16 protein-coding genes and 1 pseudogene are annotated in these 18,977 nt (G+C 71.2%); 12 read left to right on the top strand and 5 right to left on the bottom strand.

Features of this window, described 5'->3' with window-relative positions; genetic code table 11:
• Window positions 1-3: 3 nt before the first annotated feature.
• A complete protein-coding gene (locus G6N25_RS00605) occupies window positions 4-891 on the bottom strand; it encodes an oxidoreductase (RefSeq protein WP_179961694.1) in 888 nt (295 codons plus the stop codon).
• A gap of 54 nt (window positions 892-945) precedes the next feature.
• On the opposite strand from G6N25_RS00605, the gene aspS reads away from it, so the two are divergent.
• The 3 genes from aspS to G6N25_RS00590 all read left to right on the top strand — a co-directional run bounded on the left by aspS (window position 946) and on the right by G6N25_RS00590 (window position 4,406).
• Window positions 946-2,727 carry an aspartate--tRNA ligase gene (gene aspS / locus G6N25_RS00600; protein ID WP_142272887.1) on the top strand — a complete coding sequence of 594 codons (1,782 nt, stop codon included), beginning with the start codon at window positions 946-948 and terminating at the stop codon, window positions 2,725-2,727.
• On the top strand, window positions 2,724-3,155 hold the full coding sequence (locus G6N25_RS00595) for a nitroreductase family deazaflavin-dependent oxidoreductase (RefSeq protein ID WP_083077420.1): 432 nt from the start codon (window positions 2,724-2,726) through the stop codon (window positions 3,153-3,155). Before aspS ends, G6N25_RS00595 begins: the two co-directional genes overlap by 4 nt.
• A gap of 195 nt (window positions 3,156-3,350) precedes the next feature.
• On the top strand, window positions 3,351-4,406 hold the full coding sequence (locus G6N25_RS00590) for an FUSC family protein (RefSeq protein WP_083077421.1): 1,056 nt from the start codon (window positions 3,351-3,353) through the stop codon (window positions 4,404-4,406).
• Window positions 4,407-4,412: 6 nt separating this feature from the next.
• Here the strand turns inward: G6N25_RS00590 and G6N25_RS00585 are convergent, their stop codons facing one another.
• The gene (locus G6N25_RS00585) at window positions 4,413-4,802 is read right to left on the bottom strand and encodes an MmcQ/YjbR family DNA-binding protein (RefSeq protein ID WP_083077423.1); all 390 of its coding nucleotides are present in this window, start codon (window positions 4,800-4,802) and stop codon (window positions 4,413-4,415) included.
• Window positions 4,803-4,871: 69 nt separating this feature from the next.
• On the opposite strand from G6N25_RS00585, the gene G6N25_RS00580 reads away from it, so the two are divergent.
• Together G6N25_RS00580 and G6N25_RS00575 are read left to right on the top strand one after the other, a co-directional pair.
• Window positions 4,872-5,810: a transglutaminase family protein gene (locus tag G6N25_RS00580; RefSeq protein ID WP_083077424.1), complete on the top strand. Its 939-nt coding sequence runs from the start codon at window positions 4,872-4,874 to the stop codon at window positions 5,808-5,810.
• Window positions 5,803-6,858, top strand: a complete 1,056-nt coding sequence (locus G6N25_RS00575) for a zinc-binding metallopeptidase family protein (protein WP_083077429.1) — start codon at window positions 5,803-5,805, stop codon at window positions 6,856-6,858. Before G6N25_RS00580 ends, G6N25_RS00575 begins: the two co-directional genes overlap by 8 nt.
• Here the strand turns inward: G6N25_RS00575 and G6N25_RS00570 are convergent.
• Window positions 6,855-9,353, bottom strand: a pseudogene (locus tag G6N25_RS00570) (circularly permuted type 2 ATP-grasp protein); the annotation flags it as partial. The gene G6N25_RS00575 and the pseudogene G6N25_RS00570 overlap by 4 nt on opposite strands.
• A 51-nt stretch (window positions 9,354-9,404) precedes the next feature.
• Window positions 9,405-10,433, bottom strand: a complete 1,029-nt coding sequence (locus G6N25_RS00565) for a hypothetical protein (RefSeq protein WP_163672328.1) — start codon at window positions 10,431-10,433, stop codon at window positions 9,405-9,407.
• Window positions 10,434-10,560: 127 nt separating this feature from the next.
• On the opposite strand from G6N25_RS00565, the gene G6N25_RS00560 reads away from it, so the two are divergent.
• Window positions 10,561-11,904, top strand: a complete 1,344-nt coding sequence (locus G6N25_RS00560) for a replication-associated recombination protein A (protein WP_083074246.1) — start codon at window positions 10,561-10,563, stop codon at window positions 11,902-11,904.
• A 159-nt stretch (window positions 11,905-12,063) separates the two neighbouring features.
• Here G6N25_RS00560 and G6N25_RS00555 read toward each other — a convergent pair whose 3' ends face one another.
• Complete coding sequence (locus G6N25_RS00555; RefSeq protein ID WP_083074247.1) at window positions 12,064-12,687, bottom strand: hypothetical protein; 624 nt, start codon at window positions 12,685-12,687, stop codon at window positions 12,064-12,066.
• Between the two features lie 137 nt (window positions 12,688-12,824).
• On the opposite strand from G6N25_RS00555, the gene G6N25_RS00550 reads away from it, so the two are divergent.
• From G6N25_RS00550 to G6N25_RS00525, 6 genes are all read left to right on the top strand, one after another.
• Entirely contained in the window at window positions 12,825-13,214 is a 390-nt protein-coding gene (locus G6N25_RS00550; protein ID WP_142272650.1) for a secondary thiamine-phosphate synthase enzyme YjbQ, read from the top strand.
• Window positions 13,215-13,343: 129 nt separating this feature from the next.
• Window positions 13,344-16,052, top strand: a complete 2,709-nt coding sequence (alaS, locus tag G6N25_RS00545) for an alanine--tRNA ligase (protein WP_083074251.1) — start codon at window positions 13,344-13,346, stop codon at window positions 16,050-16,052.
• Window positions 16,053-16,559, top strand: a complete 507-nt coding sequence (ruvX, locus tag G6N25_RS00540) for a Holliday junction resolvase RuvX (RefSeq protein ID WP_083074254.1) — start codon at window positions 16,053-16,055, stop codon at window positions 16,557-16,559.
• Window positions 16,552-17,763, top strand: a complete 1,212-nt coding sequence (locus G6N25_RS00535) for an endolytic transglycosylase MltG (RefSeq protein WP_083074256.1) — start codon at window positions 16,552-16,554, stop codon at window positions 17,761-17,763. The genes ruvX and G6N25_RS00535 overlap by 8 nt, the downstream gene beginning before the upstream one ends.
• Entirely contained in the window at window positions 17,750-18,547 is a 798-nt protein-coding gene (locus G6N25_RS00530) for a shikimate dehydrogenase (protein WP_142272651.1), read from the top strand. The genes G6N25_RS00535 and G6N25_RS00530 overlap by 14 nt, the downstream gene beginning before the upstream one ends.
• A gap of 10 nt (window positions 18,548-18,557) precedes the next feature.
• A complete protein-coding gene (locus G6N25_RS00525; protein WP_083074257.1) occupies window positions 18,558-18,974 on the top strand; it encodes a prepilin peptidase in 417 nt (138 codons plus the stop codon).
• Window positions 18,975-18,977: the final 3 nt, after the last annotated feature.

The following is an 18,977-nucleotide window of genomic DNA, read 5'->3' as shown; positions in this document are numbered from 1 at the left end:
AACCTAGCCCGGTCCGTCGCTGGCCGCGGCCAGTAGCGGGACCACGATGTCGCCGATCGGCGTCGCCAGGTTGTGGGCGCGGGCCTTGCGAACGATCACGCCGTTGCGGATGTCCCATTCCAGCCGCCGGTGGTGTTCCCGATCGGCCAGCATCGAGGTGCCCATGTCCTCGGGGGCCGTGCGGAAGAGGTCGACCAGCTCGTCGACCACGCCGTCGGCCAGCCGGGCGCCCTCGGCCCGCGCGACGGCCAGGCATTCGGCGACATAGCGGCGCGACAGCGCGGCGACGTCGTCGCGGCGGAACATGCCGGACCGCCGCCCGGACAGGGCCATGAACCCGGCCAGCGCGTTGACGAGCAGCTTGCGCCACGCCGCGGTGATGAAGTCGGGGTCGCAGTCCACCCGGCAGCCCGCGCCGCGCAGCAGCTCGGCGACCGTCTCCGCCGACGGCCCGCTGGGCAGCACCAGCGCCGCCTCGCCGCGCAGCCGCACCCACCCCTGCGGCTGGGTCTCGGCCGAGTACCAGACGATGCCCGGGACGACGGGCGACGACGGGCAGTGCGGCTTGACCTGCTCGACCTGCTCGACACCGTTCTGCAGCACCGCGACAATCGTGTGCGCGCCGCACAGGCGGGCCAGCCAGCCGGCGGCCGCGTCGTTCTGGGTGGCCTTGACGGCCAGCACCACCAGGTCGACCGGCCCGGTCACCTCGCCGGGGTCGGTGTGCACCGGGCCGGGCACCACGATCGGGGCGGCGCCGTCGGGCCGCAGCTCGATGTTGTCGCGTGGGGTGCGCCCGCACACGAGCACCGAATGCCCGGCCTTGTGCAGCAGCGCGGCGACCGTCGTTCCGACGGCACCGGGACCGACCAGTGCGATGTTCGTGGCGATAAGAGCGAAGTTACACCGCCCCTTAGACTGGTCAGTCGTTCACGGCGAAGGGGAGTGTTTGTGCTGCGCAGCCACGTTGCGGGATCGCTACGGAGTAGCGACGCCGGCCACAAGGTGACGTTGGCCGGTTGGGTGGCCCGACGCCGCGACCACGGCGGCGTCATCTTCATCGACCTGCGGGACGCCTCCGGCATCGCGCAGGTGGTGTTCCGGGCTTCCGACGTGCTGGCCCAGGCGCACCGGCTGCGCGCCGAGTTCTGCGTCGCCGTCGAGGGCATCGTCGAGATCCGCCCCGAGGGCAACGCCAACCCCGAGATCGCGACCGGCGACATCGAGGTCAACGCCACCTCGCTGACGGTGCTCGGCGAGAGCGCGCCGCTGCCGTTCCAGCTCGACGAGCCCGCCGGGGAGGAGCTGCGGCTGAAATACCGCTACCTGGACCTGCGCCGCGACGGCCCGGCGGCCGCAATCCGGTTGCGCTCCAAGGTGAATGCCGCCGCGCGCGCGGTGCTGGCGCGGCACGACTTCGTCGAGATCGAGACGCCGACCATCACCCGCTCGACGCCGGAGGGGGCGCGCGACTTCCTGGTGCCGGCCCGGCTGCACCCCGGCTCGTTCTACGCCCTGCCGCAGAGCCCGCAGCTGTTCAAGCAGCTGCTGATGGTGGCCGGCATGGAGCGCTACTACCAGATCGCGCGCTGCTACCGCGACGAGGACTTCCGCGCCGACCGCCAGCCCGAATTCACCCAGCTCGACATGGAGATGAGCTTCGTCGACGCCGAGGACGTCATCGCGATCTCCGAGGAGATCCTGGCCGCGCTGTGGGCGCTGATCGGCTATGAGCTGCCGACCCCGATCCCGCGGATCGCTTACGCCGACGCCATGCGGCGGTTCGGCTCCGACAAGCCCGACCTGCGGTTCGGGCTGGAGCTCGTCGAATGCGGAGAGTTCTTCAAAGACACCACCTTTCGCGTCTTTCAGGCCCCGTACGTCGGCGCGGTCGTCATGCCCGGCGGGGCCTCGCAGCCGCGGCGCACGCTGGACGGCTGGCAGGAGTGGGCGAAGCAGCGCGGGCACAAGGGCCTGGCCTACGTCCTCGTCGGCGAGGACGGCGAGCTGGGCGGCCCGGTGGCCAAGAACCTGTCCGACGCCGAACGCTCCGGCCTCGCCGGCCACGTCGGCGCCAACCCCGGCGACTGCATCTTCTTCTCCGCGGGCCCCGTCAAATCCTCGCGGGCGCTGCTCGGCGCGGCCCGCGGCGAGATCGCCACGCGGCTGGGCCTGATCGACCCGGACGCGTGGGCGTTCGTCTGGGTGGTCGACCCGCCGCTGTTCGAGCCCGCCGAGGAGGCGACCGCCGCCGGGGACGTCGCCGTCGGGTCGGGGGCGTGGACGGCGGTGCATCACGCGTTCACCTCGCCCAAGCCGGAGTACGAGGACGCGGTCGATCAAGATCCCGGCGGCGTGCTGGCCGACGCCTACGACATCGTCTGCAACGGCAACGAGATCGGCGGCGGCTCGATCCGCATCCACCGCCGCGACATCCAGGAACGCGTGTTCGCGGTGATGGGCCTGGACAAGGCCGAGGCGCAGGAGAAGTTCGGATTCCTGTTGGAGGCGTTTACGTTTGGCGCGCCCCCGCACGGCGGCATCGCGTTCGGCTGGGACCGGATCAACGCGCTGCTGTCCGGGGTCGACTCCATCCGCGAGGTGATCGCCTTCCCGAAGACCGGCGGTGGCGTCGACCCGCTCACCGACGCGCCGGCGCCGATCACCGCCCAGCAGCGCAAGGAGTCCGGAATAGACGCCAGGCCGGAGCGGGTTGAGCGGGCATGACCGAGATTCCTGACACCGAGACGATCAACGCGTTCAACACGAGCATCATCGACGAGTTCCGGGCCAACGACGGCAAGGTCGGCGGCCAGTTCGCGGGCGCCGACCTGCTGCTGCTGACCACGACGGGCGCCAAGTCCGGCCAACCGCGCGTGTCGCCGCTGGCCTACTTCCGCATCGACGGCAGGCTGATCGTCGTCGGATCCTTCGCCGGCGCCCCCGTCAACCCGGCCTGGGTGCACAACCTGCGCGCCAACCCGCGGGCACACGTCGAGGTCGGTACCAACACGTTCGACGTGACGGCCCGCGAACTGTCGGCCGCGGAGCGCGAGGAGCTTTTCCCGAAGGTCACCGCCGCGGCGCCCGGCTTCGCGGAGTATCAGTCCAAGACCAGCCGGGTGATTCCGCTGTTCGAGTTGCGGCGGGCATAGCCGGCGCGACGCGACGCGCCAATTCACCGAGCCTGTAAATCTGCAGGCCCTCACTCGCACTTCTTCTGCATACTTACAGGCTCGGCGAACGGGCTCGGCGAAGGGGCTCGGCGAAGGGTCCGGGCATAGCCGGCCAAGCCGGCGCGATAGCGCCACGGCGAGCGATGGCGCGTGGCCTGAGGTAAGCAATCCTTCATGACCACTTCGCTGCGGACGGTGCCACCCGCCGCGTACGCGGCCGTCAAGCGGCTGCGTGACCGATGGTTCAACCTCGTGCAGACCTCGGTCGCCGCGGGCCTGGCCTGGTACCTGGCGCACGACGTGCTCGGTCACCCCCAGCCGTTCTTCGCGCCCATCGCCGCCGCGGTGTGCCTGTCGATCACCAACGTCCTGCGCGCGCAGCGCGCCGTTCAGATGATGATCGGCGTGACCCTGGGGATCGGGCTGGGCACCCTGGTGCAGGGCCTGCTGGGGACCGGGGCCGTCCCCATCGCCCTCGCGGCGTTGCTCGCGCTGTCGGTGGCGGTCGTGGTCGGCCAGGGCTACATCGGGCAGGGCATGATGTTCGCCAACCAGACCGTCGTGTCGTCGATCCTGGTGCTGGCGCTGTTCCGCAGCGGCGTCGGGTGGGAACGCATCGACGACGCCCTGATCGGCGGTTGCCTGGCCATCGTGTTCGCCGTCCTGCTGTTCCCGGCCGACCCGCTGAGGGTGCTCCGCCGGGCGCGCATCGGCGTGCTGCGTGTGTTGCAGGGCGTGCTGGCGCGCGCCGCGGACGTCGCCGCCGGACGCAGGGTGCCCGCGCCCGACTGGCCGCTGTCGGTCGTCGACCGGGTCCATGAACAGCTGGGCGGGCTCATCCAGGCCCGCACCACCGCCCGTCACGTCGTGCGGATCTCGCCGCGGCGCTGGGGACTGCGCGACGCCGTCGAGGCCGCGGATCACCAGGCCGTCCACGTGGCCCTGCTCGCCGGCTCCGTGCTGCAACTCGCACGCGCCGTCGCGCCCGCCGTCGACGGCTGCTGCGACCGGCTTCCGAAACCCGTGCGGGCCGTGCTGGTCGAACTCGCGGCGGCGACTGCACTCGCCGACTCGGATCCCGCCGGGGCGTCCGCATACATCGCCGCGGCGCGCGGCCACGCCGCGAAGCTGCAGTCGGACGCCCGCGAGAGAACCGAGGTGGTGCTCGCCGACGTCGTGCAGGCCTGCGTCGACGACCTGCAGCGGGTGATCGAGCTACGCCAGGCTTGACGCCGCTCACAACGAGTCGGCCAGGAACTCCTGGACGAGCTTCTTCGGCGCCTGCGTCAGCCACGCCTCGGTGATCAGCTCCTCGAGGTCGCGGACCGAAATCCCGGCCAGTTTGACCAGCACCGCCGGATACCCGTCGAAGTGTGGGGTGGTGAAGTACACGCCCGGCTCGTCGGCGATCAACGCGAACTTGACGCCCTCGTCGGACACCCGGACGCCCAGGATGTCGCCCTCCGGTGGCTCCACCCCGCTCCCCGTCAGCGCTTCGCGGTCCGACGGGCGCAGCGGCCGCTCCCATGCCAGCAGCTTCCTGCCGACCCGCCACTCGTGCGGTGACGGCTCGGAGGTGAGCGCCAGCCCACCAACGATGCGGGCGACGTCGCCCCACACGGCCACCTCTCGATTGTGCTCCGGCCGCGGCCGGCTTGGCTCCGGGATGGGCCGGTTTTGTGGTGCAATCAGCCCGTGGCGTCAGAAACTGAGGCCCCGGTCGCGCGCCGCCATCGGGTCACCCACCGCACCGAGTACCGCTACTCCGACGTCGTGACCAGCTCGTATGGCCGCGGTTTCCTCACGCCCCGGGACTCGCCGCGGCAGCGCTGCATCGACCATCGGCTGACCATCGAACCGGCCGCCGCCGACAGCTCCACCAGCCGCGACAGCTACGGCAACGTCAGCTCGTATTTCCACGTGACCGAGCCGCACCGCGCCCTGACGATCACCAGCGACTCCCTCGTCGACGTGTATCCGCCGGCTCCGGGGCGGTACACGACCGGCCCGGCGGTGCAGCCGTGGGAGGCCGCGCGCCCCGCCGGCCGCACGGGAGCGCTCGCGACCGAATTCGCCCTGGATCTGAACCCGCCGGAGATCACCGATGCGGTCCGCGAGTACGCCGCCCCCAGCTTCGTGCCGCAACGCCCGCTGATCGACGTGCTGCGCGACCTGGCGTCGCGGATCTTCACCGACTTCACCTACCGCTCGGGGTCGACGACGATTTCCACCGGGGTCGACGAGGTTCTACGGGCCCGCGAGGGGGTATGCCAAGACTTTGCGAGGCTGGCGATCGCCTGCCTGCGAGCCAACGGTCTGGCGGCCAGCTACGTGTCCGGTTACCTGGCCACCGACCCCCCGTTGGGAAAGGACCGGATGATCGGTATCGACGCCACCCATGCCTGGCCGGCGGTATGGATACCCACCCAGCCCTCGCAGGGCCGGTTCGAGTGGCTGGGGCTCGATCCCACCAATGACCAGATGGTCGACGAGCGCTACATCGTCGTGGGGCGCGGGCGCGATTACGCGGACGTCCCGCCGCTGCGTGGCATCATCTACACCGACTCCGAGCACAGCGTGATCGACGTCGCCGTCGACGTCGTGCCCTACGAAGGCGATGTGCTGGATGCGTGACTTCCACTGCCCCCAGTGCGGCCAGCGGCTGACGTTCGAGAACTCCGCGTGCCTGTCGTGCGGCAGCGCGCTGGGGTTTTCCCTCGAGCAGATGGCACTGCTGGTGATCGCGAGCGGCGAAGGCGGCGACCACGCCGGCGCCGTGGACGCCGACGACTATCACCTGTGCGCCAATCTGCATCTCGCGGAATGCAATTGGCTGGTGCCCGTTGGTCAGCCCGGCGGGCTGTGCGCGTCGTGCGCGCTCACCCTGGAACGGCCCAACGACACCGACACCGAGGGCCTGGCCGTGTTCGCCCGCGCCGAGGCGGCCAAGCGGCGGCTGATCGCTGAGCTGCACGAGCTGAAGCTGCCGATCGTCGGGCGTGACCGCGACCCGGACCACGGGCTGGGGTTCCGGCTGCTGTCCAGCGCGTACGAGAAGGTGCTCACCGGCCACGAAAATGGCGTCATCACACTGGATCTGGCCGAGGGCGACGACGTCCACCGCGAGCAGCTGCGGGTCGAGATGGAAGAGCCGTACCGGACGCTGCTCGGGCATTTCCGGCACGAGGTCGGGCATTACTACTTCTACCGGCTGATCACCCCGTCGGGCGGGTACCTGGCGCGATTCAACGAGTTGTTCGGCGATCCCGACGCCGACTACTCCGAGGCGCTGGATCGGCACTACCGCGACGGTGCGCCCGAGGGGTGGCAGGAAAGCTACGTGTCGTCGTACGCGACCATGCATCCGGCCGAGGACTGGGCCGAGACGTTCGCCCATTACTTGCACATCCGCGACGCCCTGGACACCTCGGCCTGGTGCGGCCTGGCGCCGGCGTCGGCGACGTTCGACCGGCCCGCCTTGGGCCCCAGCGCCTTTCAGACGATCATCGAGATGTGGCTGCCGCTGTCGTGGTCGCTGAACATGGTCAACCGCTCGATGGGCCACGACGACCTGTACCCCTTCGTGCTGCCGGTGGCGGTGCTGGACAAGATGCGGTTCATTCACGACGTGATCGACGAGGTGACCTCGGGATCGGGACGCGCCGCCGCGGTCGCCGGTTAGGCGGGCATGACCCGCCGCTGGTCGGGGCCCCACAGCGGCTGCATGCCGCCCGGGAGCGCCAACTGCGTCGCGGTGATGGCCTCGGCCAGGTCACGCAGCTCGGCGTGTATCGCCTCGAGCAGGTCCGCCAGCTTGGCGCGGCGCCCGTCGGCGACGGCTTCCAGCTCCTCGGGATGCGACCGGCGCAACAGGGTGCTGATCTCGTCGACCAACCGTTCCGGACGCGACGACCCCGACGAGCTGGGCAGGTCCTTGAGGTCGGAGCGCAGCCGCTCCAGCTGATAGAGCAACGACCGCGGGTTGTCGGCGTCGAACAGCATCAGCTCGGCCACGGCGGCCACGCTGGCCTTGCCGACGGTGCGGCGCCGGTAGCTGACCGACGATTCGCACGCCACCAGCGTCGCCTCGATGATCGTCTGCTCGGCGGCGGCGCCGCGGACGTCGGTCAGCGTGGCGCGCAGCAATGCCGTCAGCCACAGGCCGCGTTCGATGCGTTTGCCGATGTCCATCACCGTCCAGCCCACGTCGCGCACCATCGATTCGCCGGCCACCCCCGACAGCGTCAGCATCCCGGCCAACGTCTGCGCCTGCGCCGACGCGAGCACGGCGTCGGCCTCGGCGAGCGAATCCGGCGGGTCGGAGCGCAGCGCCACCGCGCGCTCCACCCCGGCCAGCACCATCCAGGTGTCGTTGGATAACTGGTCGCGCACCGCCCGGGCGGCCAGCGCCAGCCCGTCCACCGACTGGACGAGGGATCCGGGCCGGTCCGGGTCCACGGTCAGCGACCAGAGCGTCGAGGGGGCGATCGCGATCATCTCGGCCTGATCGCCGTCGGCTCCGGTGTCGCTCCCGGTGATCGCGCCCAGCGCGGCCATCAGCACCGGCACGCACTCGCTTTCCTCGGTGTCCTGCCGGTGGCGATAGACGTGGAAGCGGTCGCGCGCGACGATCAGCAACCGGGCCATCCCCTCGGCCCGCTCGCCGTAGCGTCCCATCCAGAACAGGTCGGACAGCACGCGCGGCGAGCTGACCGCCCAGGTGCCGGCGGCGGTCTTCGCCGGCGCCGAGGGAAGGGTGACCGTCTCGGCCCGCGCCCGCTCCGTTGGGCGCACCCAGACATCCTTTGCCGCAACGGCTCTCAGCGTGTATGCGGCGGGCCCGGGCGCCAACACGTAGCCGATGCCGCCGATCATCGGGGCATAGCCGCTGCGCTGGGCCACCGTGAACAGCCGCATGCCGACCCCGGCCGAGGACAGCACGCCGGCGTGATCGGTGGGCGCCGACGAGAACCGTGGCAGCTCCTGGCCCACCCACTGCCACGGCGCGTCCTCGATTCGCGCGGCCAATCGCGCCAGCTGCCCGGACGAAAGCATCGGCCCCACAAGGGTTTTCCCGCCCACGGTGGACTTGATCAGCAACGACGAGAGGTTGGCCAGCAGGTGTGAGCGTTCGCCGGCGATGCCGCCCCAGTAGGCCGGCGCGGTGCGCAGCAGCGGGGCCTCGCCGAGCAGGCGCTCGGCCAGCTCGGGCAGAAAACGCAGCAGCCCAGGGCTTTCCAGGACGCCGCTGCCCAGCGTGTTGACGACGGTCACCGTCCCGCGGTGCTGCGCCTCCACCAGGCCGACCACGCCGAGCCGCGAGTCGGCCCGTAGGTCCAGCGGGTCGCTGAACTCGGCGTCGACCCGGCGAAGCACCACGTCCACCCGCTTCAGCGTGCCCAGCGAGCGCATCCACAGCGTGCCGTCGCGCACCACCAAATCCGCGCTCTCCACCAGCGGAAAGCCCAGCAGGGTCGCCAGATACGCCTGATCGAACGCGGTCTCCGAGTAGATGCCCGGGGACAGCACCACGACCAGCGGATCCTGGGCGACGTCGGGCGCGGCTTCGATGAGCGCCAGCCGCAAGGCCTGGGCGAACGGTGTCGTCGGGCGCGGTGCGATCCTCTCGTAGAGGTCCGGAATCGAGTGCGCCACAACGCGTCTGTCGGCCAGCGCGTAGCCGGCGCCGGAGGGCGCCTGCGTCCAGTCGGCGTTGACCTGGAAGCCGCCGTCCGGCAGCCTGCTGACGTCGCAGGCGTGCATGAAAAGCTGGTGGTGCCCGGGGATCTCGATGCCGTTGACGGCACGCACGTAACCGGGGTGCGCGAACACCAGCTCCGGTGGCAGGACGCCCTCGGTGAGCAGGCTGCGCGGCCCGTAGAGGTCCGCGAGCACGGCATCGAGCAGCCGCGACCGCTGCACCAGCCCGGCCTCGAGCACCTCCCAGTCGGCCGCGGAAACCACGATCGGCAGGGTGTCCAGGCTCCACGGCCGCGGCTCGAGGCCGGAATCGACGGCGGTGTAGGTGATTCCGTCGTTGTCGATCAGGCTGTTGACCACCGAGCGCAGCCGGTCCAGTCCGGCCCTGCCGCGCTCAGCGACGGCGTCGGCGAGCTCGGACCACGCCGGCCGCACGTTTCCGTCGGGGTCGACGAACTCGTCATAGCCGCCGGGACCAGCGGCCGCCGCCGATCCGCCCGGGTCAACGGCCACGGCCCGGCGGAAGTGCTAGGCCGCCGGGTAGCCCGGCGGCTGCAGCGGGACGACGTGCCCGCCGGAAAGCTTGCGGTAGGCGTAGATCAGGACGAGCGCGGCGATGGGTCCCCCGACGAGCAGGCCCACACCGCAGGCCAACACGCCGACGACCACCGCCGCCACCTGCACCAGCCACGCCAGCAGCGCGTTGCCGAAGTTCGACGAGACGGTCGAGAAGCTGGACTTCAGCGCGTCGATGGCGGACTGCGACCGGTCGATGACGAACGGGATGGTGAACTGGGCGAAGATGCCCAGGATCAGGCCGGGAATGAAGCAGATGATCGAGGCGAGTGCGGTGAGAATGCCGACGATGATCGCGGCGAGAATCACCATGCCGAGGTTGCGCGGCTTGAAGAACGAGCCAATGCTCACCGGCTGTCCGTCGGCGATGTCGAGACACCCGGACAGGAACGCGGATTGGGCGAATATTCCCACGGCGTAGGCGAGTAGGTAGCCGACGATCATGATCACCACCCCGCCCGCGCTGATGTTCGTCGTGGCGCTGCTGAAGCCGTCGGAGCTTGTCATCGTGGTGATGTCACCCATCGTGCCGCCCAGTGCGCTCGCGCCGCAGGCGGCACCGATCAGCACCCCGTAGATGAGGACGGAAACGACCAACGCCAGCGCGTTCTGGGTGAACTTGTTCCATGCCCAGCCGAACGCCTCACCCACGCTGAAAGCCGGGGCCGGCTGGCCGCCGGGTGGCCAGCCGTAACCCGGTTGGGGTGGGTAACCGGGCGGGGGCGCGCCGTAACCGGGAAGGGGTCCAGCCTCCGGGGGCGGGCCGGGTGGGACGTAGCCGCCCGGCGGCGGGCCGTAACCCGGCGGCGGGGGAGGCGGGGGCGGCGCGCCGTAACCGGGAGGAGGCGGGGGCGGTGCGCCGTAACCGGGAGGAGGCGGGGGCGGCGCGCCGTAACCGGGGGGCGGCGGGTAGCCCGGGGGGTTCTGGTTTCCCCCGTGGGGGGCGTTCGGGGTGCCCGGATACTCGGGAGGCTGGCTCATGTCCGTCCTAGCTGTTGGATTCAACTTGTGACACGCGCACGGAAAGTCGGCAAACCGGAACTTAGCAAATAAGTGGCCGGGGCGCGCGGATTGTTTTCGGCGGCGCACCTCGTCGCCGCGACGTGGTATGCCTGAAGCCGTGTCCGACGGTCTGTTCGACCTCCCCGGCGCGCCGCAGACGACCGGCCGTGGCCTGGGCGTGTCGGCCGGTGCGCCGCTGGCCGTCCGGATGCGGCCGGCGTCGCTGGACGAGGTGGTCGGGCAGGACCACCTGCTGGCGCCCGGGTCGCCGCTGCGGCGGCTGGTCGAGGGCTCGGGCGCGGCGTCGGTCATCCTGTACGGCCCGCCGGGCAGCGGGAAGACGACCCTGGCCGCGCTGGTCTCGCAGGCGACCGGGCGCCGGTTCGAGGCGCTGTCGGCGCTGTCGGCCGGCGTCAAGGACGTTCGGGCCGTCATAGAAAAAGCCCGTTACGGCGTCCTTTCCGGCGAGCAGACGGTGCTGTTCATCGACGAGGTGCACCGGTTCTCCAAGACCCAGCAGGACGCCCTGCTCTCCGCCGTGGAGAACCGGGTGGTGTCGCTGGTGGCGGCGACCACCGAGAACCCGTCGTTCTCGGTGGTCGCGCCGCTGCTGTCGCGATCGCTGATCCTGCAGCTGCGGCCGCTGACGTCCGACGACATCCGCGCCGTGGTGCGGCGCGCGATCGACGACCCCCGCGGCCTGGGCGGCCGGGTGGCGGTGGAGCCCGAGGCCGTCGACCTGCTGGTGCGATTGGCGGCCGGCGACGCCCGGCGCGCCCTGACCGCGCTGGAGGTGGCGGCCGAGGCCAACGAGACGGTGACCGTCGAGACCGTCGAGCGGTCCCTGGACGAGGCCGCGGTGCGCTACGACCGCGACGGCGACCAGCACTACGACGTCATCAGCGCCTTCATCAAGTCGGTGCGCGGCTCCGACGTCGACGCCGCGCTGCACTACCTGGCCCGCATGCTGGTCGCCGGGGAGGACCCGCGGTTTGTCGCGCGCCGGCTGATGATCCTGGCCAGCGAGGACATCGGCATGGCCGACCCGACCGCGCTGCAGACCGCGGTCGCGGCCGCCCAGACCGTGCAGCTGATCGGCATGCCCGAGGCCCAGCTGACGCTGGCGCACGCCACCATCCACCTGGCCACCGCGCCGAAGTCGAACGCAGTCACCACCGCGCTGGCCGCCGCGATGGGAGACATCAAGGCGGGCCGGGCCGGGACGGTGCCGGCCCACCTGCGCGACGGCCACTACTCCGGCGCGGCGGCGCTGGGCAACGCGCAGGGCTACAGGTACTCGCACGACGACCCGGATGGCGTTGTCGCCCAACAGTATCCGCCCGACGAGCTGGTGGGCGTGGACTACTACCGGCCCACCGGCCGCGGCGGCGAGCGCGAGATAGCGGGCCGGCTGGGCCGGCTGCGGGCGATCATCCGCGGGAAACGGTGAACGGCGCCGCGCCGCCGTCCCCGTTCGCGGCCGCCGAGCGTCCTTCCCCGCCGCGGCCACCGAGCGTCACGCCAGCGTGGCATTCGGCGGCCACTGCCACGCTGGCGTGACGCTCGGCGAGAAGCCGGCCGGCGAGAAGCCGGCGAGGCCCGGCCCGCTCTAGACCAGCTCGGGCACCCGCAGGTGGGCGATCGCCAGCTCGAACTCGGCCACGTCGACGACCTCGGCGCCCAGCTCCCGGACGCGCCTGCTGCGCAACTCGGTCGCCCGGTCGCGGTTTCGGGCCATCGCCTCCATGCTGTCGAACGTCGAGCAGGACACGGCCCGGCGGCACGCGGGGTGGTCGACCATCAGGCTGGCGCTGCAGAACCCGTCGAGGCCCTCCATCTCCGGCAGCACCGACGCGCGGTAGAAGTTCAGGGATCGGCTCAGCTGATCCGGCACCACCTTGAGCCAGGTGGCGCGCACGCACGACCCGTCGCGCGAATGGTGGTCGCGGTGCAGCAAAGCGATGTCCCACTCCTCGACTCTCGCGCTGCCGTCGAACATCAGCGCCGCGCGGTCGCGGATGGGCGCCACCCGCTCGGCGCCGGTGCGCATCGCCTCCATGGTCTGCCACGCGCTGGTCGCGATGCATCTGCCGGACTGGCGGTCCACCAACAGCGACAGCCCGACGTACCCGTTCATCTCCTGCAACGCGGGCATGACGACGTCGCGAACGTGCGCAATGCCAATGTCGACCGACAGAGGTTGCGCCTGGATGGTGGTGGAGCGTGCGTACACGATCGACCCCTCCCATGTCGGGGCGGCGCCCCGGTGGCGCCACCGGTCCCACCAGATACCTTCCTCCTCTCGGTGACCCTCTCGCAATCATTTGTGGGCGTCGGGCCGCCGGTAGTCTGGACCGGGTGCATACCGATGTGCTGGAGGTGGATACCGCGCGTCGCCGCATCGTCGATCTCACCGATGCGGTGCGCCGGTTCTGCTTCAGCTACGGCGACGGTTTGTGCAACGTGTTCGTCCCGCACGCGACGGCCGGGGTCGCGATCATCGAGACCGGCGCCGGCTCCGACGACGACCTGGTCGACGCGCTGGAGCGGCTGTTGCCGCGTGACGACCGCTATCGGCACGCGCACGGCTCCGAGGGCCACGGCGCCGACCACGTGCTGCCGGCGATCGTCGCGCCGTCGGTGACGGTGCCGGTCGCCAGCGGCGACCCGCAGCTGGGCACCTGGCAAAGCATCGTGCTGGTCGACCTCAACCGGGACAATCCGCGGCGGTCGGTGCGGTTGAGCTTTTTGGAGGGTTAGCGACACGGTGAGGGACCGCGCCGGGCAGGTACTGTGTGCGGTCGACGAGCGTCGTTAGACAGCCTTCCAATAACCCGGGGAATTAGGCTGGGAACCAACGCCCAAACAACAGGAAGAAGCGGACGAGAAGTGCAGACACACGAGATCAGGAAGCGATTCCTCGATCATTTCGTGAAGGCGGGCCACACCGAGGTGCCGAGCGCGTCGGTGATCCTCGACGACCCCAACCTGCTCTTCGTCAACGCCGGCATGGTCCAGTTCGTGCCGTTCTTCCTGGGCGCGCGCACGCCGCCGTACGCGACGGCCACCAGCATCCAGAAGTGCATCCGCACACCCGACATCGACGAGGTGGGCATCACCACCCGGCACAACACCTTCTTCCAGATGGCCGGCAACTTCTCGTTCGGCGACTACTTCAAGCGCGAGGCCATCGAACTGGCGTGGAGCCTGCTGACCGACAGCATCGACGACGGCGGATACGGTCTGGACCCCGAAAGGCTTTGGGCCACAGTCTATTTCGATGACGACGAGGCCTTCGGGCTGTGGCAGGAGATCGCCGGGCTGCCGGTGGAGCGCATCCAGCGCCGCGGCATGGAGGACAACTACTGGTCGATGGGGATCCCCGGTCCGTGCGGCCCGTCGTCGGAGATCTACTACGACCGCGGCCCGGAATTCGGGGTCGGCGGCGGCCCGATCGCCAACGAGGACCGCTACGTCGAGCTGTGGAACCTGGTGTTCATGCAGAGCGAACGCGGCGAGGGCACCGGCAAGACCGACTTCGAGATCCTCGGGCCGTTGCCGCGCAAGAACATCGACACCGGCATGGGCGTCGAGCGGGTGGCGTTCGTGCTGCAGGGCGTGCACAACGTCTACGAGACCGACCTGCTGCGCCCGGTCATCGACCTTGTCGCCGCCCGCGGCCCACGCCCCTATGACGTCGGAAACCACGAGGACGACGTGCGCTACCGCATCATCGCCGACCACAGCCGCACCGCGGCGATCCTGATCGGCGACGGCGTCAGCCCCGGCAACGAGGGACGCGGGTACGTGCTGCGCCGGCTGCTGCGCCGGGTGATCCGCTCGGCCAAGCTGCTCGGCATCGAGGATCCGATCGTCGGCGACCTGATGGCCACCGTGCGCGACGCGATGGGCCCCTCGTACCCCGAACTCGTCACCGATTTCGACCGGATCCGGCGCATCGCCGTCGCCGAGGAGACCGCGTTCAATCGCACGCTGGCGTCGGGCTCGAGGCTGTTCGAGGAGGTCGCGGGCGCCACCAAGGCGGCGGGCGCCGGGGCGATTTCCGGGTCGGACGCCTTCACCCTGCACGACACCTACGGCTTCCCGATCGACCTCACCCTCGAGATGGCGTCGGAGGCCGGCCTGCACGTCGACGAGATCGGCTTCCGGGAACTGATGGCCGAGCAGCGCCGCCGCGCCAAGGCCGACGCCGCCGCGCGCAAGCACGCGCACGCCGACCTGAGCGCCTACCGCGAGCTGGTCGACGCCGGGCCCACCGAGTTCACCGGCTTCGACGAGTTGGCCTCCCAGGCAAAGATTTTGGGCATCTTCGTCGACGGCAAGCGGGTGCCGGTGGTCGCGCACGGTTTGCACGGGGACGCGGCCGGCGCCGACCGGGTCGAACTGGTGCTGGACCGCACCCCGCTCTACGCCGAGTCGGGCGGCCAGATCGCCGACGAGGGCACCATCAGCGGAACCGGCGCCAACGAGAGCGCCCGCGCGGCCGTCACCGACGTGCAGAAGATCGCCAAAACCCTGTACGTGCACCGGGTTAACGTCGAGTCCGGGGAATTCGTGGAGGGCGACACCGTCGTCGCGGCGGTCGACCCGGGCTGGCGCAAGGGCGCCACCCAGGGGCACTCGGGCACCCACATGGTGCACGCCGCGCTGCGACAAGTGCTGGGGCCCAACGCCGTTCAGGCGGGCTCGCTGAACCGCCCCGGCTACCTGCGGTTCGACTTCAACTGGCAGGGGCCGCTATCGGACACCCAGCGCACCCAGATCGAGGAGGTCACCAACGAGGCCGTGCAGGCCGACTTCGAGGTGCACACCTTCACCGAGCGGCTGGAGAAGGCCAAGGCGATGGGGGCGATGGCGCTCTTCGGCGAGGCCTACCCCGACGAGGTGCGGGTGGTGGAGATCGGCGGGCCGTTCTCGCTGGAGCTGTGCGGTGGAACGCACGTGCACAACTCGGCGCAGATCGGCCCGGTGACCATCCTGGGCGAATCGTCGATCGGCTCCGGGGTGCGCCGGGTGGAGGCCTACGTCGGGCTGGACTCGTTCCGGCACCTGGCCAAGGAGCGCGCGCTGATGGCGGGGCTGGCGTCGTCGCTGAAGGTGCCCTCCGAGGAGGTGCCCGCCCGGGTGGCCAACCTGGTGGAGCGGCTCAGGGCCGCCGAGAAGGAACTCGAGCGCGCCCGGCTGGCGGGCGCCCGGGCCGCCGCGACCGACGCCGCGGCCGGCGCGCAGCGCATCGGTAACGTGCGTGTGGTGGCGCAGCGGATGGCGGACGGGATGACGGCGGCCGATTTGCGCTCCCTGGTCGGCGACGTCCGCGGCAAGCTGGGCGGCGATCCCGGCGTGGTCGCGCTCGTCTCGGGGGGCGACACCGTGCCGTACGCGGTCGCCGTCAACGCGGCCGCCCAGGACCTCGGCCTCCGCGCCGACGACCTGGTCAAGCACTTCGCCGTGGCCGTCGACGGCAGGGGCGGCGGCAAGGCCGACCTGGCGCAGGGCTCGGGGAAGAATCCGGCCGGCATCGACGCGGCGCTCGACGCGGTCCGCTCCGCGATCGCCGTGATAGCGCGGGCCGGTTGAGTGGTTTCCGCACAGCACCGGCTACCCGACCGGCCCGGCGATCCTGACCAGGATCAGCCGGGGCAGGGGCCGCGGCGCGGGAGAAGCATCGGCGTCGACGTGGGTAGCGTGCGCATCGGCGTGGCCGTCAGCGACCCCGACGGCATCCTGGCCACCCCGGTGGAAACGGTGCGCCGCGACCGTTCCGGCAGGCACCTGCGCCGGCTGGCCCAGCTCGCCGCCGAGCTGGAGGCCGTCGAGGTCGTCGTCGGGCTGCCGCGCACCCTGGCCGACCGCACCGGGGCGTCGGCCAAAGACGCCATCGACGTGGCCGAGGCCCTCGCCGCGCGGATCGCCCCCACGCCGGTGCGGCTCGCCGACGAGCGGCTCACCACGGTGAGCGCCCAGCGTTCCCTGCGGGCGGCGGGGGTGCGGGCCAAGGAGCAGCGGGCGGTGATCGACCAGGCGGCGGCGGTGGCGATCCTGCAGAGCTGGCTCGACCAGCGCCGGGGGGCCACCCGTGGTTGACAGCGCGCGCAGGACCAGCCGCGTCGCCCGAGAAGCGCGCCGGCGCGAAGAGCAGAGCAAGAAGCGGCGCCGCCTCGCCGTCCGGGTCGGGCTCGCGCTGATCGTCGTGGTCGCGGTGGCCGCCGTCTTCGCCGGCACCAAGCTGTGGCACGTGGTGTTCGGCTCCGGCGACGACTACACCGGCGGCGGCCAGCGCGACATCGTCATCCAGGTCCAGGCCGGCGACTCGACCACCATGGTCGGCGAGACGCTGCAGAGCCAGCAGGTGGTCAAGACGGTGCGGGCGTTCGTCAACGCCGCCCACGGCAACAGCGCGATCAACTCGATCCAGCCCGGCTTCTACCGCCTGCGCACCGAGATCCCGGCGGCCAACGCCGTCGCGCGGCTGGCCGACCCGAACAACCGGGTGGGGCGGCTGGTCATCCCGGAGGGCCGGCAGCTCGACGACACCACCGACATGAAGACCAACAAGGTCAACCCCGGCATACTCACCCTGATCTCCCGGGCCACCTGCGTGGACCTCGACGGCAACCGGCGCTGCGTGTCGGTGGACGCCCTGCGCGCGGCGGCCGGCAACAGCGCGCCCGCGGTGCTGGCGGTGCCGCCGTGGGCCATCGAGCCGGTCACCGAGCTGGGCAAGGACCACCGCAGGATCGAGGGCCTGATCGCGCCGGGGACCTTCAACGTCGACCCCGCGGCGTCGGCCGAAAGCATCCTGACGGGCCTGATCAGCGCCGGCGCCGTGGAGTACATGAAGTCCGGCCTGCTGGACTCCGCCCAGGCAATGGGGCTGTCGCCGTACGACATCCTGGTGGTGGGGTCGCTGGTGCAGCAGGAGGCCGACTCGCAGGACTTTCCCAAGGTGGCGCAGGTCATCTACAACCGCCTGCACGCCCACCACACGCTGGAATTCGATTCGACGGTGAACTATCCGCTGGACCGCCGCGAGGTGGCCACCACCGACGGCGACCGCGCCCAGCGGACCCCCTGGAACACCTACGTGTCCCAGGGCCTGCCCGCCACGGCGATCTGTTCGCCCGGCGTCGACGCGCTGCGCGCGGCCGAGCATCCCCAGCCGGGTGACTGGCTGTACTTCGTCACCATCGACGCCCAGGGCACGACGCTGTTCACCAAGGATTATCAACAGCATTTGGCCAATATCGAGCTGGCTAAGCGCAACGGTGTCCTCGATTCAGCGCGCTAGAAAGGCCGGGGTGCTCGGGCGCCCCATCGCCCATTCGAAGTCCCCGGACCTGCACCTAGCCGCGTATCGGGCGCTGGGCCTGCACGACTGGACCTACGAGCGCATCGAGTGCGGCGCCGAGGAGCTGCCGGCGGTGGTTTCGGGCCTGGGGCCGGAGTGGGTCGGCGTGTCGGTGACCGCGCCGGGCAAGTTCGCCGCCCTGGACTTCGCCGACGAGCGCACCGAGCGCGCGGCCCTGGTCGGGTCGGCCAACACCCTGGTGCGCACGCCGGCCGGCTGGCGGGCCGACAACACCGACGTCGACGGGGTGGCTGGCGCGCTGGGCCCGGTCTCGGGACGGGCGCTGGTCTGTGGATCGGGCGGCACCGCGCCGGCGGCCGTCGTGGGCCTGGCCGGGCTCGGCGTCACCGGCATCACCGTCGTGGCGCGGGACGCGCAGAAGGCGGCCCGGCTGGTGGACCTGGGCGGCCGGGTCGGGGTGACCGTCCGGTTCTGCGAACCGGACAGCGATTCGTTGGCCGCAGAGGTGGCGGCCGCTCAGGCGCTGGTCAACACGCTGCCGGCTGACGTGGCGGCGCGGTATGCCGAGGCGCTCGCGGGGGTGCCGGTGCTGCTGGACGCCGTCTACGATCCGTGGCCCACGCCGCTGGCCGACGCGGTGGCCGCCGCCGGCGGCCGGGTGATCGGCGGCCTGCAGATGCTGCTGCATCAGGCGTTTTCCCAGGTGGAGCAGTTCACCGGGCTGCCCGCGCCGCGAGCGGCGATGGCGGCCGCGCTGCGTTAGCCTGCCGGGCATGCTGGCGGGGGCGGTGCTGCTGTGGATGGGGGCGCTGAGCGGCTACGACATCCGGCAACGCCGGCTGCCCAACTGGTTGACGCTGCCCGGGGCCGGCGCGATCCTGCTGGCCGCCGGCTTGGCCGGCCGTGGGTTGCCCGCGCTGGCGGGGGCGGCGGCGCTGGCCGGGACGTACCTGCTGGTGCACCTGGCGGCCCCGGCGGGCATGGGCGCCGGCGACGTCAAGCTGGCGATCGGCCTGGGCGGGCTCGCCGGCTGCTTCGGCGCCGGGGTGTGGTTCCTGGCGGCGCTGGGCGCGCCGCTGTTGACCGCGCTCTGCGGTGTGGTCGCCGGGTGGCGAGGCGTGCGCTGCGTGCCGCACGGCCCGTCGATGTGCCTGGCCACCGGGCTGGTCTTGCTCCCACTCCTGCGTTGATTC

This window comes from Mycobacterium heidelbergense (assembly GCF_010730745.1).
In the GTDB taxonomy this organism is placed as follows: domain Bacteria; phylum Actinomycetota; class Actinomycetes; order Mycobacteriales; family Mycobacteriaceae; genus Mycobacterium; species Mycobacterium heidelbergense.
The sequence above is the reverse complement of the archived record's forward strand: the minus strand, read 5'-3'. Positions and strand labels throughout refer to the sequence as shown.

Bases quoted from the DNA above. Each gene is read 5' to 3' on its own strand.
- G6N25_RS00595 (WP_083077420.1), top strand. From the start codon at position 2,724: ATGACCGAGATTCCTGACACCGAGACGATCAACGCGTTCAACACGAGC.
- G6N25_RS00590 (WP_083077421.1), top strand. From the start codon at position 3,351: ATGACCACTTCGCTGCGGACGGTGCCACCCGCCGCGTACGCGGCCGTC.
- G6N25_RS00575 (WP_083077429.1), top strand. From the start codon at position 5,803: ATGCGTGACTTCCACTGCCCCCAGTGCGGCCAGCGGCTGACGTTCGAG.
- G6N25_RS00565 (WP_163672328.1), bottom strand. From the start codon at position 10,433: ATGAGCCAGCCTCCCGAGTATCCGGGCACCCCGAACGCCCCCCACGGG.
- G6N25_RS00560 (WP_083074246.1), top strand. From the start codon at position 10,561: ATGCCTGAAGCCGTGTCCGACGGTCTGTTCGACCTCCCCGGCGCGCCG.
- G6N25_RS00525 (WP_083074257.1), top strand. From the start codon at position 18,558: ATGCTGGCGGGGGCGGTGCTGCTGTGGATGGGGGCGCTGAGCGGCTAC.